Source organism: Streptomyces sp. 3MP-14 (assembly GCF_006334905.2).
GTDB lineage: Bacteria > Actinomycetota > Actinomycetes > Streptomycetales > Streptomycetaceae > Streptomyces > Streptomyces triticirhizae.
Map to the genome: position 1 here is coordinate 324,751 of NZ_VDLZ02000003.1, position 13,475 is coordinate 338,225.

General features: G+C 73.2%; 12 protein-coding genes. 5 read left to right on the top strand and 7 right to left on the bottom strand.

The window, feature by feature from the left end:
• Nucleotides 1-846: 846 nt before the first annotated feature.
• Entirely contained in the window at nt 847-1,809 is a 963-nt protein-coding gene (locus FH609_RS05950) for a hypothetical protein (RefSeq protein WP_139666111.1), read from the bottom strand.
• 215 nt (nt 1,810-2,024) lie between these two features.
• On the bottom strand, nt 2,025-3,197 hold the full coding sequence (locus FH609_RS05955) for a PP2C family protein-serine/threonine phosphatase (RefSeq protein WP_226961433.1): 1,173 nt from the start codon (nt 3,195-3,197) through the stop codon (nt 2,025-2,027).
• 117 nt (nt 3,198-3,314) lie between these two features.
• Here FH609_RS05955 and recO point away from each other — a divergent pair, with 117 nt between their 5' ends.
• Nucleotides 3,315-4,064: a DNA repair protein RecO gene (gene recO, locus FH609_RS05960; RefSeq protein ID WP_193317783.1), complete on the top strand. Its 750-nt coding sequence runs from the start codon at nt 3,315-3,317 to the stop codon at nt 4,062-4,064.
• Between the two features lie 166 nt (nt 4,065-4,230).
• Nucleotides 4,231-5,073: an isoprenyl transferase gene (locus FH609_RS05965; protein WP_139666113.1), complete on the top strand. Its 843-nt coding sequence runs from the start codon at nt 4,231-4,233 to the stop codon at nt 5,071-5,073.
• Between the two features lie 32 nt (nt 5,074-5,105).
• Here the strand turns inward: FH609_RS05965 and FH609_RS05970 are convergent, their stop codons facing one another.
• From FH609_RS05970 to FH609_RS05985, 4 genes are all read right to left on the bottom strand, one after another.
• The gene (locus FH609_RS05970; RefSeq protein ID WP_139666114.1) at nt 5,106-5,537 is read right to left on the bottom strand and encodes a Fur family transcriptional regulator; all 432 of its coding nucleotides are present in this window, start codon (nt 5,535-5,537) and stop codon (nt 5,106-5,108) included.
• A gap of 120 nt (nt 5,538-5,657) precedes the next feature.
• A complete protein-coding gene (locus FH609_RS05975; RefSeq protein WP_226961434.1) occupies nt 5,658-6,590 on the bottom strand; it encodes a metal ABC transporter permease in 933 nt (310 codons plus the stop codon).
• Nucleotides 6,590-7,366 carry a metal ABC transporter ATP-binding protein gene (locus FH609_RS05980; RefSeq protein ID WP_139666115.1) on the bottom strand — a complete coding sequence of 259 codons (777 nt, stop codon included), beginning with the start codon at nt 7,364-7,366 and terminating at the stop codon, nt 6,590-6,592. The genes FH609_RS05975 and FH609_RS05980 overlap by 1 nt, the downstream gene beginning before the upstream one ends.
• Nucleotides 7,367-7,514: 148 nt before the next feature.
• Nucleotides 7,515-8,591 carry a metal ABC transporter substrate-binding protein gene (locus FH609_RS05985; RefSeq protein ID WP_139666116.1) on the bottom strand — a complete coding sequence of 359 codons (1,077 nt, stop codon included), beginning with the start codon at nt 8,589-8,591 and terminating at the stop codon, nt 7,515-7,517.
• Between the two features lie 217 nt (nt 8,592-8,808).
• Here FH609_RS05985 and FH609_RS05990 point away from each other — a divergent pair, with 217 nt between their 5' ends.
• From FH609_RS05990 to FH609_RS06000, 3 genes are all read left to right on the top strand, one after another.
• Nucleotides 8,809-10,191: a glycine--tRNA ligase gene (locus FH609_RS05990; RefSeq protein ID WP_139666117.1), complete on the top strand. Its 1,383-nt coding sequence runs from the start codon at nt 8,809-8,811 to the stop codon at nt 10,189-10,191.
• A 108-nt stretch (nt 10,192-10,299) separates the two neighbouring features.
• Nucleotides 10,300-11,445, top strand: coding sequence for a tRNA dihydrouridine synthase DusB (gene dusB, locus FH609_RS05995; RefSeq protein ID WP_139666118.1), 1,146 nt, complete (start codon nt 10,300-10,302; stop codon nt 11,443-11,445).
• A 64-nt stretch (nt 11,446-11,509) separates the two neighbouring features.
• The gene (locus FH609_RS06000) at nt 11,510-12,052 is read left to right on the top strand and encodes a hypothetical protein (protein ID WP_139666119.1); all 543 of its coding nucleotides are present in this window, start codon (nt 11,510-11,512) and stop codon (nt 12,050-12,052) included.
• A gap of 56 nt (nt 12,053-12,108) precedes the next feature.
• Here FH609_RS06000 and FH609_RS06005 read toward each other — a convergent pair whose 3' ends face one another.
• A complete protein-coding gene (locus FH609_RS06005) occupies nt 12,109-13,371 on the bottom strand; it encodes a DUF3500 domain-containing protein (RefSeq protein WP_139666120.1) in 1,263 nt (420 codons plus the stop codon).
• Nucleotides 13,372-13,475 lie beyond the last annotated feature (104 nt).

A 13,475-nucleotide genomic window follows, 5' to 3' on the forward strand; every position in this document is an offset into this window, starting at 1 on the left:
TCGTGCCCGCCGGGCGCGGCTCGCACCTGACCCGGCCTGCCGGGCTTCCGCCCGCGCCGGAACCGCCAGGCATTCGCATGTCCCGTCGGGCCTTTGTCGCCTTCGGCGCCTACGCCCGTCCTGTCGGGCTCCCGGTTGTCCCGGGCGTTCCGGCCTCGGGGCCTGCTGGCCCGGCGCTGGGCCGTGGGGGCCTGGTGATCGTGTCCGCTGCGTGGTCCCCTCTTCCGCCGGGCTCCGCCCGCCCCGGGTGGACGGAGCCGTCGTCGGCACATGTCCCGCCGGACGTTGGTCCTCCCTCGTCCTGGCCTCGGAGCCTGCCCGGCCCGGCGGCTGGGCCGCAGGCCCCGGTGGTTGTGCGTCCGGATCGTGCCGGTGCGCCCGTCGCCGGCCTCCGCCCCGCCGGGCTTTCGTCCGCCCGGGTGGATGGAGCCGTTGTGCATCGCCTCCGCCTGCGGGGTCCTGCCGGCCTCGCCGCCCGCAGCTGTCCCACTGTCCGCTCATGCCACGCGGGCTTTCGGCTGTCCTGCCGGCCGCATCGGAAGGCCCCTCCGGCCGCGCCCTGCCCCGTGCCAGCCGGGGCGTCCACGGCATCCCCCCGCCGGCCGGCTCCCGCCCCGCCGCTCGCGCCCGCCGGGCGCGAGCCGGACCCGCGCCCGGGGCCGGCAGGCCCGCCCCGCCGCTCGCACCGGCCCCGGGCGCGCCGCCCCGCGATGGCTTCGCCCGCCGCGCTCGCCGTGCCGCCCGCGTCCCTCCCGGCGGGCCCGGCAGGGGCGCTCGCTCCCGCCCTGGGGGCGCCGCCTCGCGCGGGCTTCGCCCGCCCCGACCTGGCGCGGCAAGCGCTCCGCGCTACAGCGTGCGGAGGGCGTCCGTGAGGTCGGTGTCCTCGGCGAGGAGGCGGCCCGGGCGTTGCTCGGGGCGGTCGGGCACGGTCACCCGCACCCCCGGCGAGCCGCCCTCCGCCTCCAGCGGCGCCGCCTCCGCCCCCGCATAGCGGGTCTGCCCCTCCTCGATCTCCTCCCGCAGCCGCTCCAGCGCGGCCTCGGCCGTCGCCTCGTCCTCGGTCACCGCGCACAGCACCGTCGAGGTGTCGTCCGCCGCCTCCGCCCGGTGGCCCACCGCATACACCGGCACCTCGGCGCCCTCGGCGGCCTGCACGAGGTCGGCCCGGTAGACCGTTCCCAGGCAGGCGGCCAGGTCGCGGTAGACCTCCTGTTCGGCGAGTGGTTCCCCGACCGCCTCGGTTCGGGACGGGTCGAGCTGTTCGTCCCCCCAGCGGATGCGGTCGTCCTCGACCATCAGCCCCAGGCCACGGTCGTGGTTGACCCAGACGGGACCCGCGTCGGTCTCCCGTTCGGTGAAGCCGTCCGCGGCCAGCTGCTCCCTGATCTCCGCCGCGTCGAAGTCCCCGTCCCACTGCCCGAAGGGCGCCGCGAAGTCGACGGTCACCGTCGTCTCGGCGCGGTCCGGGTCGAGGCCGTAGCGCTCGGCGGGCAGGTCCCTGAGGTTGAGCAGGGGCGTGCCGAGCGCCTCGACGAAGGCGAAGCGCTCGGGGTCCTCGGCGCGCAGCTCGTTGGCGCGCGCCGCGTTCACAAAGGTGAGCCCGGTCGGCGGGGGCGACTCGTAGCGGACCTCGCCCAGCGCGGCCAGCAGCTCCTCGCCAGGCCCGGCGCGCTCGTCGAGCGTGCAGCCCCCGCCCGCGAGCGCCGCCAGCGCCGCGAACGCGCTCAGCGCGCCGACGCCCCGCGTCGCGCCGGCGCGACCAACTCGCGCCCCCCGCGCCCCGGTTCCGTGAACTCCCACAGCTGACATGGCCAGGAGCGTAGCCGCCCCATCCACCGGTTCATCACCCCGGGTAGTTCTCTCGCCACGGGCGGCAGACGGGCGGCAGGCCGGCGGCGCGGCGGCCCCACCGCCCAGCCGGGCGCCCCGCCGCCCCGCGCCGCAGGCCGCCGCCCCGCGCCGCAGGCGGCAACGTCCCGCCAGCCGCAACGTCCCGGCGTCGGGCAACGTCCCGGCGGGGGCCGTCACTCCAGCGCCAGGCCCTCCGGCGGCGGGTCGGGGTCCCGGCGCACCGCGAGGATCGCGGTGTCGTCGGTGAGCCGGCCGCCGGTGTGCCGCAGCACCGCCTCCTCCAACCGCTCCACCAGCGCCTGCGGCGCAGTGTCCGAGGCCCCACGCAGCTCGTCGACCACCGGCAGGAACCGGCCGCGCCGGTCCCGCGCCTCGCTGACCCCGTCCGTGTAGAGCAGCAGGCTGGCCTCCGCCGGAAACGCCACCCGCCGCACCGGCGGCAGCGCGCCCGTCAGCTCCGTCAGGCCCAGCGGCGCCCCGTCCCCCTCCGGGAGTTCCCAGACCCGCTCCCGGGCGATCGCCAGCGGCGCCGCATGGCCGAAGTTGACCATCTCCAGCCAGCCCCGGTCCTCGACGGGCAGCCCCACCAGCACCGCCGTGGCGAACCGTTCGCCGCGCTCGCCGAGCAGCGAGACATAGTGGTTCTGCCGCCGCATCCGGTTCTCCAGCCGCTCGGCCACCACCGCCAGGTCCGCCTCGTAGTAGGCGGACTCGCGGAAGGCGCTCAGCAGCGCCGCCGCCGCGTCCACCGCGCTGGTGCCCTTGCCCTGCACGTCGCCCAGCAGCACCCGGGCGCCGTGCGGCGTCGGCTGCACGTCGAAGAAGTCCCCGCCGACCTTGGTCGCGCGCTCGGCCGCCAGATACACGTTGGCCGTCTCCACCCCGCCGATCCTGGCCGGGATGGGCCGCAGCACCGCGAGCCTGGTGGCCTGCGCCGCGTCCTCCAGCTGCCGCACCTGGCGGTAGGCCCGCACCCGCAGCCCCGAGGCGAACACCGAGAGCACACAGGCCGTGGCGACCAGCAGGGAGTCACTGAGGCCGATCGGATAGCGGTGGTTCAGCGACTGCTCCAGCAGCCCCGCCGTCACCAGGGTCGCGACCGCGAAGCCGGCCGTGGTCCACAGCCCACACGTCGCCGCGGCGAACACCGGCACCAGGCCGATCCAGGTGACGATCCGCAGGTGCTCGGCCGCGTTCCAGTCGGCCACCACGACGGCGACCAGCAGCAGTGCGGGCAGAATCCAGGAGACGTTCCAGCGCCCCACCGTGATCGGCGGTTCCAGCGCGGGAACGTCGGACTCCGTCGCCCGCTCGCTGCGCGTGCGGGTCCGGACGCGGCGGTTCACCCTCTCACCATCGCCGAAGCGCGGCCCCGCCGCGCGGCCGACGTCCGCTGAACGGGCCCGAGGGTCCCCGCCGCCCGGGCAACCCGGCCCCCGCCGCGCCGCGCGACAATGGGCGGCATGAGCCTGTTCCGCGACGACGGCATTGTGCTGCGCACCCAGAAGCTGGGCGAGGCAGACCGGATCATCACCCTGCTCACCCGGGGCCACGGCCGGGTGCGGGCGGTGGCGCGCGGGGTGCGCAGGACCAAGTCCAAGTTCGGCGCGCGGCTGGAGCCGTTCAGCCATGTCGACGTGCAGTTCTTCGCCCGGGGCAGCGCGCTGGTCGGGCGCGGCCTGCCGCTGTGCACCCAGACCGAGTCGATCGCCCCCTACGGCCGCTCCATCGTCGCCGACTACGCCCGCTACACCGCCGGCACCGCGATGCTGGAGACGGCGGAACGGTTCACCGACCACGAGGGCGAGCCCAACGTCCAGCAGTACCTGCTGCTGGTCGGCGGCCTGCGGACGCTGGCCGCCGGGGAGCACGCGCCGGGGCTCGTGCTGGACGCCTTCCTGCTGCGCTCGTTGGCGGTCGGCGGCTACGCGCCGAGCTTCGCCGACTGCGCGCGGTGCGGGCTGCCGGGACCCAACCGGTTCTTCTCGGTGGCCGCCGGCGGCTCGATATGCGTGGACTGTCGGGTGCCGGGCAGCGTGGTGCCGTCGCCCGAGGCGCTGCTGCTGCTGGGCGCGCTGCTCACCGGGGACTGGCAGACCGCCGACGCCGCCGAGTCCCGCCACGTCAGGGAGGGCAGCGGGCTGGTCTCCGCCTATCTGCACTGGCACCTCGAACGGGGCCTGCGTTCCCTGCGGTTCGTCCACAAGGCGTGACCGGCGGCTCCGCGCGCCCGCGCCGGCGGGTCCGCGCGCCCGCGCCGGCGCGCGGGCCGTTCCCCGGGTTCGCGCCGGGTTCGTGACGGCTTCTCGCCGGGTTCGATCGGGCGGCGCGGGAGGGGATACGCTCCCGATGAGGACCGTCCGACCACTGGAGTGCCCCATGAGCCGCCGCGGAATACTGTCCCGGCAGCGTCGCGACTATCGCGCCCCCGACCCCCACCCGAGCGGGGCCCGCCCGCCCCGGCTGCCGTCCGACCTGATCCCGCGCCATGTGGCGATCGTCATGGACGGCAACGGCCGCTGGGCCAAGGAGCGCGGGCTGCCGCGCACCGAGGGGCACAAGATCGGCGAGTCCGTGGTGCTCGACGTGGTGGCCGGCTGTCTGGAGCTGGGCGTCAAGAACCTCTCGCTGTACGCCTTTTCGACCGAGAACTGGAAGCGTTCGCCCGACGAGGTGCGTTTCCTGATGGAGTTCAACCGGGACGTGATCGCCCGGCGGACCGTGCAGCTCAAGGAGCTGGGCGTGCGAGTCCGTTGGGCCGGCCGCGAGCCCAAGCTGTGGAAGTCGGTCGTCAACCAGCTGAAGCACGCCGAGGAGGTCACCCGCGACAACGACGCCATGACGCTCTACATGTGCGTCAACTACGGCGGCCGCGCGGAGATCGTGGACGCCACCACCCGGCTCGCCCGGGACGTGCGGGACGGCCGGCTCAACCCGGAGCGGATCAACGAGAAGACCATCGCGCGCTACCTGTACCACCCGGACATGCCGGACGTCGACCTCTTCCTGCGCCCCTCGGGCGAGCAGCGGACGTCCAACTACCTGATCTGGCAGAGCGCCTACGCGGAGATGGTCTACCAGGACGTCCTGTGGCCCGACTTCGACCGCCGCAACCTGTGGCAGGCCTGCGTCGAGTACGCCTCCCGCGACCGACGCTTCGGCGGCGCGATCCCCAACGAGGCCCACGCCGCCGGCGGCACGCCCGGCCACCAGCCCCGCTGACCGCCGCGTCCGGGCGCGGCGGCGTCCCGCCGCTACGGCGCCCGGTCGTCGCGGTGTCCGCCCGCGCAGTCGTCGCAGGTGCCGAAGACCTCCAGCGTGTGGTCCACGTCCACGAAGCCGTGTTCGCGGGCGATCGCGTCCGCCCAGCGCTCAACGGCCGGCCCCTCCACCTCGACGGCCTTGCCGCAGGAGCGGCAGACCAGGTGGTGGTGATGGTCCCCGGTGCTGCACCTGCGGTAGACGGCCTCGCCCTCGTTGGTGCGCAGCACGTCCACCTCGCCCGCCTCCGCGAGCGACTGGAGGGTGCGATAGACCGTGGTCAGCCCGACGGAGTCGCCCCGGTGCTTGAGCATGTCGTGCAGCTCCTGCGCGCTGCGGAACTCGTCGACGTCGGCCAGCGCCGCGGCGACCGCCGCGCGCTGCCGGGTCGAACGTCCGCGAACCGGCGGTTCTGCCGTCCCCACGGGTACCTCCCTGCCCTGGTCCTCAGGGGCTCCTCGCGCTTCCTCGCGTCGCCTCGCACTCGCACAGCTCCGCGAGCCCGCGCATCCCCTGCCGGCCCAGGGTAGCCCCTCGCCGACCGGCTAAGGACGCCCAGCCGGCACGGGTTCCGCCGGCCGCTCGGCCGCAGTGCCCCCGTGGCCTCCGCCGCCCCGCCCCGCGCGGCGTCTGGCCAGCGGCAGCGCCAGCAGCGAGACCACGGCGAACAGCCCGATCGCCAGCAGCACGATCGTCGCGCCCGGCGGCACATCCGCGTAGTACGAGGTGGTCGTCCCGGCCAGCGAGACCACCACGCCGAAGGTCACCGCCAGCGCCAGCGTCGTCGCGAAGCCCCGGCTGACCTGCTGCGCCGCCACCACCGGGATCACCATCAGCGCGCTCACCAGCAGCAGCCCCACCACCCGCATCGCCACCGTGACCGTGGCCGCCGCCGTCACCGCGAGCAGCAGGTTGAGCGCCCGCACCGGCAGCCCGGTGACGCGGGCGAACTCCTCGTCCTGGCAGACCGCGAACAGCTGCCGCCGCAGGCCGAGCGTGACCAGCAGCACCAGCGCCGACAGCAGCATGATCGCGATGATGTCGGCCGGCGAGACCGTGGTCACCGAGCCCCACAGGAACGAGGTCAGGTTCGCCGTCGAGCCGCCCGGCGCCAGGTTGACGATCATCACGCCGCCCGCCATGCCGCCGTAGAAGAGCATCGCCAGCGCCACGTCGCCCCGCGCCCGGCCCGAGGAGCGCAGCAGCTCCATGGCCACCGCGCCCACCGTCGACACGGCGACCGCCATCCACACCGGGTTCGCGTTGAGCAGGAAGCCCAGCGCGACGCCGGTCAGCGCGACATGCCCGATGCCGTCGCCGAGCAGTGCCTGCCGCCGCTGCACCAGATAGATCCCGACGGCCGGCGCCGCCAGGCCGATCAGCAGCGCGGACAGCAACGCCCGCCGCATGAACGGGTAGTCGAGGAGTTCGAGGACGCCCGAGCCGGCGAGCGTGCTGGTCATGGTGGTGCCGCTCATCACAGGACTCCGGTCTGGAGGGTGGGCTCGGCCGACGGCTCCAGCTCGTCCGCCGGGTGGCACGGGTGGCTGCCCTCCGGTAGCCGCGCCGGCCGGTCCACGGTGCGCTCGACCCGCCCGTGGCCGAGCACCACCGCCCGGTCGATCAACGGCGCCAGCGGCCCCAGCTCGTGCAGCACCAGCAGCACCGAGGCCCCGCCCTCCACCTGGGTACGCAGGGTCTCGGCGAGCACCCGCTGGCTGTCCAGGTCGACGCCGGCCAGCGGCTCGTCCATGATCAACAGCTCGGGTTCGGCGGTCAGCGCCCTGGCGATCAACACCCGCTGGTGCTGCCCGCCGGAGAGCGCGTCCACCGGCTCCGAGGCCCGCTCGGCGAGCCCGACCCGTTCGATCGCCCGGTCCACGGCCGCCCGGTCGGCCCGCCGCAGCGGGCGCAGCCGCCGCCTGGCCAGCCGCCCGGCCGCCACCACCTCCCGCACGGTCGCCGGAACGCCGCCGGCGGCCGTGGAACGCTGCGGAACGTAGCCGATCCGCGCCCAGGCCCCGAAGCTCCGCACCGGGTGGCCGAAGAGCCGCAGCCCGCCGCCGGTGACGGGCACCTGCCCCACGACGGCGCGCACGGCGGTGGACTTGCCCGAGCCGTTGGCGCCCAGCAGCGCCACCACCTCGCCGCGCCCGACCGTCAGGCTGACACCGCGCAGCACGGTCCGCCCGCCCAGCTCGGCGGTCACCTCGTCCAGCTCTATGACGGGCTCGGGCTCGGCCTCGCGCTCCATGGTCCTGCCTCGACTTTCCTTGGCCGGCTCCCGGTCTCCCCGGCTGGTTCCCGGTGACCGGTGTGCTTCTCACGATCCGGTGTGCTTCTCACGATGGGGGATGGCGACCGCCGCCGCCCGGGGACGGGCGGCGGGACGGTGCCGCGGGTCAGGCCGCGCCCAGCGCCTCCCGCAGGGCGGCGAGGTTGGCGCGCATGACCTCGGGATAGTCAGCGCCGGGGGAGTCCTCGGTGATTCCCTCCAGCGGGTCGAGCACCGCCGTCTCAAGGCCCAGGTCGTCCGCGAGGGTGCGGGCGGTCTCGTCGCTGACCAGCGTCTCGAAGAAGACGGTGGTCACCCCGTCCTGCTCGGCGATCTCGCGCAGCTCCCGCATCCGCGCCCCGCTCGGCTCGGACTCCGGGTCGAGCCCGGTGATCGACTCCTCGTGGAGCCCGTAGCGGGCGGCCAGATAGCCGAACGCGGAGTGCGTGGTGATGAACGTGCCGCCCTCGACGTCGGCCAGGCCCTCGGCGAACTCCGCGTCCAGCGCGTTCAGTTCCTCGACCAGCGCGGCGGTGTTCCGCTCGTAGTCGGCCATGTTGTCGGGGTCGGCGTTGGTCAGGGCCGCGCCCACGCCCTCGGCGATCTGCCCGTACTTCACCGGGTCCAGCCACAGGTGCGGGTCGAGGCCGTCGATGTCGTGGCTGTGCTCGTGCTCGTGGTCGTGCCCCTCCTCGCCGGCCTCCTCGCCCTCCTCGGCGTGGTCGTGCCCCTCCTCGCCCTCCTCGGCGTGTTCCTCGCCCTCGCCGTGCTCGCCGTGCTCGTCCGCCGGCTCGTGGCTCTCCAGGGAGGTGTAGCGGGTCGCCTCGGCGACCTCGCCGGTGGCCGACTGCTCGACGGTCTCGTCGACGGCCGGCTGGAGGCCCCTGAGGTAGACGACGACCTCGGCGTCCGCGACGGCGGCGGTCTGCTGCGGGGAGATGTCCAGGTCGTGCGGCTCGACGCCGGGCTCGGTGAGGGTGGTGACCGAGACGTGCTCGCCGCCGATCCGCTCGGCGAGGTAGGCCATGGGATAGAAGGAGGCGACCACGTCCAGGGTGCCGTCGGAGGAGTTGCCGCCCCCGTCACCCCCGCCGCTCTCGTCGTCGAGGAGGCCGCAGCCGGTCAGCCCCAGCAGGCTGGAGGCGGCGAGGGCGGCGATGGCTATTCGGGTGCGCGAGCGGCGTCGTCCGGTCATGACAGCCATTTTCAAGTTAGATGGAAACGGTTGTCAAATGGGTCATGTGGGTGAACGAAAGTGATCTCGGTGCGAAAGGGAACTCCCGCCCGATGTTCCCCAAGCGTCCCCAAGCACCCCCGGAATGCCCCGGCGGCCGGTACCCGGCAACCGATTTGCCGCCGCCCTGGGAGGCGCCGGTAACCTGAGGCGATTCCCTGTCTCCCCTCGTCCTGAAGAGAGCACCGTGGCCGCCGACAAGATCGACACTATCGTCAGCCTCAGCAAGCGCCGTGGCTTCGTCTACCCCAGCAGTGAGATCTACGGCGGACAGCGCGCCGCCTGGGACTACGGCCCGCTGGGCGTCGAGTTGAAGGAGAACATCAAGCGCCAGTGGTGGCGGGCCATGGTGACCTCGCGCGACGACGTGGTGGGGATCGACTCCTCGGTCATCCTGGCCACCGAGGTCTGGGAGGCTTCCGGCCATGTCGCCACCTTCACCGATCCGCTCACCGAGTGCACCTCGTGTCACAAGCGGTTCCGGGCCGACCACCTGGAGGAGGCGTACGAGGCCAAGCACGGGCACCTGCCCGCGCAGGGCCTGGCCGACGTGAACTGCCCCAACTGCGGCAACAAGGGCGCGTTCACCGAGCCCAAGCAGTTCTCCGGGCTGCTCGCCACCCACCTCGGCCCGGCCCAGGACTCCGCCTCCGTCGCCTATCTCCGGCCGGAGACCGCGCAGGGCATCTTCACCAACTTCGCCGCCGTGCAGCAGACCTCGCGCCGCAAGCCGCCGTTCGGCATCGCGCAGATGGGCAAGTCCTTCCGGAACGAGATCACGCCGGGCAACTTCATCTTCCGCACCCGCGAGTTCGAGCAGATGGAGATGGAGTTCTTCGTCAAGCCGGGCGAGGACGAGCAGTGGCACGTCTACTGGATGGAGCAGCGCTGGAACTGGTACCGCGACCTCGGCCTCACCGAGGAGAACATGCGCTGGTTCGAGCACCCCAAGGAGAAGCTCTCCCACTACTCCAAGCGGACCGCCGACATCGAGTACCGCTTCCGGTTCGCCGGCTCCGAGTGGGGTGAGCTGGAGGGCGTCGCCAACCGCACCGACTACGACCTCGGCGCGCACGCCAAGGCGTCGGGCCAGGACCTCAGCTACTTCGACCAGGAGGCCGGCGAGCGCTGGACCCCCTACGTCATCGAGCCGGCGGCCGGCGTGGGCCGCACCATGCTGGCGTTCATGCTCGACGCCTACTGGGAGGACGAGGCCCCCAACGCCAAGGGCAAGATGGAGAAGCGCGTCGTGATGCGCTTCGACCCGAGGCTGGCCCCGGTGAAGGTCGCCGTGCTGCCGCTCTCCCGCAACCCGCAACTGTCGCCGAAGGCCAAGGAGTTGGCCACCGCGCTGCGCCGCAACTGGAACATCGAGTTCGACGACGCCGGCGCCATCGGCCGCCGCTACCGCCGCCAGGACGAGATCGGCACGCCGTTCTGCGTGACCATCGACTTCGACACGCTGGAGGACAACGCGGTCACCGTCCGCGAGCGGGACAGCATGAAGCAGGAGCGGGTCTCCCTCGACCAGGTGGAGGGCTACCTCGCCACCCGCCTGATCGGCTGCTGAACCTGATCGGCCGCTGAAGCCGAAGGCCCCAAGGCGACGGCCGGGACCCCGCGCGGGCCCCGGCCGTCGACCGGCACCACCCGAGAACGTCCCAGTGAGGAACGCCCGATGTCCCAGCCGCTCCAGATCGGCCCGCACGCGGTGACCCCGCCCGTGGTGCTGGCGCCCATGGCGGGGATCACCAACGCGCCGTTCCGCACGCTCTGCCGCGAGTTCTCCGGCGGGCGCGGCCTGTTCGTCAGCGAGATGATCACCACCAGGGCGCTGGTGGAACGGAACGCCAAGACCATGCGGCTGGTGCACTTCGACGCGACCGAGAAGCCGCGTTCCCTCCAGCTCTACGGGGTCGACCCGGAGACGGTCGGCCGCGCGGTCCGCATGATCGCGGACGAGGACCTGGCCGACCACATCGACCTCAACTTCGGCTGCCCCGTTCCCAAGGTGACCCGCAAGGGCGGCGGCTCCGCGCTGCCGTACAAGCGGCCGCTGCTGCGCGCGATCCTGCGTGCCGCCGTCGGCAACGCGGGCGGGCTGCCGGTCACCATGAAGATGCGCAAGGGCATCGACGACGACCACCTGACGTATCTCGACGCGGCCCGGATCGCGGTCGACGAGGGCGTCACCGCCATCGCGCTGCACGGCCGCACCGCCGCCCAGCACTACGGCGGCCAGGCCGACTGGTCGGCGATCGCCCGCCTGAAGGAGGCCGTGCCCGAGATCCCGGTGCTGGGCAACGGGGACATCTGGTCGGCCGACGACGCACTGCGGATGGTGCGGGAGACCGGCTGCGACGGGGTGGTCGTCGGGCGCGGCTGCCTGGGCCGGCCCTGGCTCTTCGCCGACCTGGTCGCGGCGTTCGACGCGCTCGCCACCGGGCGCGAACCGGCATACGCGCGCCCCTCGTTGCGCGAGGTGGCCGAGGTGATGCTGCGGCACGCCCGGCTGTTGGGCGAGTGGCAGGAGGACGAGGCGCGCGGGGTGATCGACTTCCGCAAGCATGTCGCCTGGTACACCAAGGGCTTCACGGTCGGCTCCGACCTGCGCCGGGCGCTGGCCGTCGCTGGCTCGCTGGACGAACTGGCCTCGCTGCTCGACCGGTTGGACCTCGACCAGCCCTGGCCGGCCGGCGCGGACGGCCCCAGGGGCCGCACCTCGGGCCGCAACCGGGTCACCCTCCCCGACGGCTGGCTCGACGACCCGAACGCGGTCGCCACGATCGGCGCGGACGCGGAACTGGCCACCTCCGGTGGCTAGTTCGGGCCAGCGAGCCCCGGCCCCCGCATTGCTCCTCGTGCTCGGGCCGCCGGCCGTCGGCAAGATGACCGTCGGGAACGAGATCACCCGGCTGACCGGGATGCCGGTGCTCCACAACCACCTCACCATCGAGCCCGTGCTGCCGTTCTTCGCGTTCGGCACCCCGCCGTTCCGGCGGCTGGTGGGCGGCTTCCGGCGGCGGCTGGTGGAGGAGATCGCCGCGAGCGACCTGCCGGGGCTGGTGTTCACCTTCGTCCGGGACTTCGACGACCCGGAGGACGAGCGCGTGGTGCGGGAGTTCGCCGAGCCGTTCGCCCGGCGCGGCGGCCGGGTGCTCCACCTGGAGTTGTCGGCCGACCTCGCCGAGCGGCTCCGCAGGAACGAGGGCGCGGACCGGCTCGCCGCCAAGCCGTCCAAGCGGGACCTGGCCGGCTCCCGGCGGCATCTGCTGGAGGCCGACGCCGCCCACCGGCTCAACTCACGCGGCGAGTACGACGGTTGCCGAGACTACCTGGTGATCGACAACACCCGGCTCTCTCCGGGCGAGGTCGCCCGGCGCACCGTCGACCACTTCGGGCTGCCGCGCGAAGCGCGCCCCGGCGCCTGAAGCGGCCCGCGCGCCGGGAAAGTCGTTGCCGCCGGAGGCTGCGCGGGATGTGAGACTCACCCCTCGGAGCCAGGGGCGGCCCCCGGCGGGGTGTCGCCAGCGTCACCGGCGGGACCGCCCGGAGACATGCCCCCGCCGCCACCGGGACCGCCACTCATGCCGCTGGCTTCCTGCTGGGTGACGCTGTTCGCGTAGTCGTTCGTCGGGTCTCGATAGATGGTGTGGACATGGCCCCAGCCGGAGGTGGACACCCCGTCGACGTCGGCACCGGCCGAGCCCTGCTGCGCTTGGAAGGCGACGTAGACGTTCGGTCCTGAGACGGAGAAGGAGATGCCCTCCCCGGTGCTCATGTCGTAGGAGGTCTCGCCCGACCATGCGACGACCGTGTCGTCGAGGGTGGCCTCGATCTCCGCCAGAGCGTCCGCGGTGGTCTCCTCGTCGGCCATGCCCGCCCAGTTCGCGATCAGTTCCAGCAGCAGTCGCTTCTGCTCGTCCGTCAGGTCGGCGCCGGTGAGCCCGGAACCGGTGGCGAAGTCGCACGTGTCGCCGGGGGCGCACATGCTGACGTCGCCGGAGGTGAGCGTCGCCTGCTGCTCCTCGGTGAGGCTGTCGAAGAACGCGAACGCATCGGTGTAGATGCCGTCGAACGGCTGCACCTTGTTGCCCTCCTCGTCCGTGTACACGGCGGGTTGCACGCCCAGGTGGGTCGGCGCGAAGGTGATCGCGTCGGACGCGGCGTCGAGCGTGGCGTTGATCCCGAGGTGATGCCCCCCGAACTGCACCTCGTAGGCGCTCTCACCGGTCGGGTCGCCGAAGAAGGCGATGTAGTACTGGCCGAGGGACGTCTCGGTGGTGCTCGAGTTCTCAAGCAGGTACTCGTCGCCCCCGACGATCCCGGTGACCGTCTCGTAGCCCTCCTCGCTCAACAGGGCCTCCAGCACCTCCATGGCCGCGTCCCGTTGCTCGTCGGTGAGGTCGTTCAGGTTGAGGCCGGCGCGGTCGACGAACGTGACGGGGAAATTCGACCAGGACGTCGTCTTGGTCTCGTCGTCGTAGTCGTACAGCACGGCCTCCCGCTGCTCGTCGGAGAGCGTCGCGAGGAACGCCTCGGCGGCCGTCGAGACGCTGGAGATCGTCTCGCTCGTCGTGGTCGCGTCGGCGCTGTCCGCCGAACCGGTGGAGGTCGCCGTCGCCGAGCTCGTCGAGGCCGAGGCGGTGGTGGTGTCGGTGCCGGTGGCGCAGCCGGTCAGCAGCGGGCCGGACACGAGCACACACGCGGCGGCGCTGAGCAGCCGCTTCTTCGTCTTTGATGTCAACATGGTTCGTCTTCCTTCGCGGAATCGCCTGTGACCACGATCCAAGCGGCGCGACATTCACGAACGACAAGAGGCGCCCGAACGGCGGATAAGACTTGCTCGTGCAA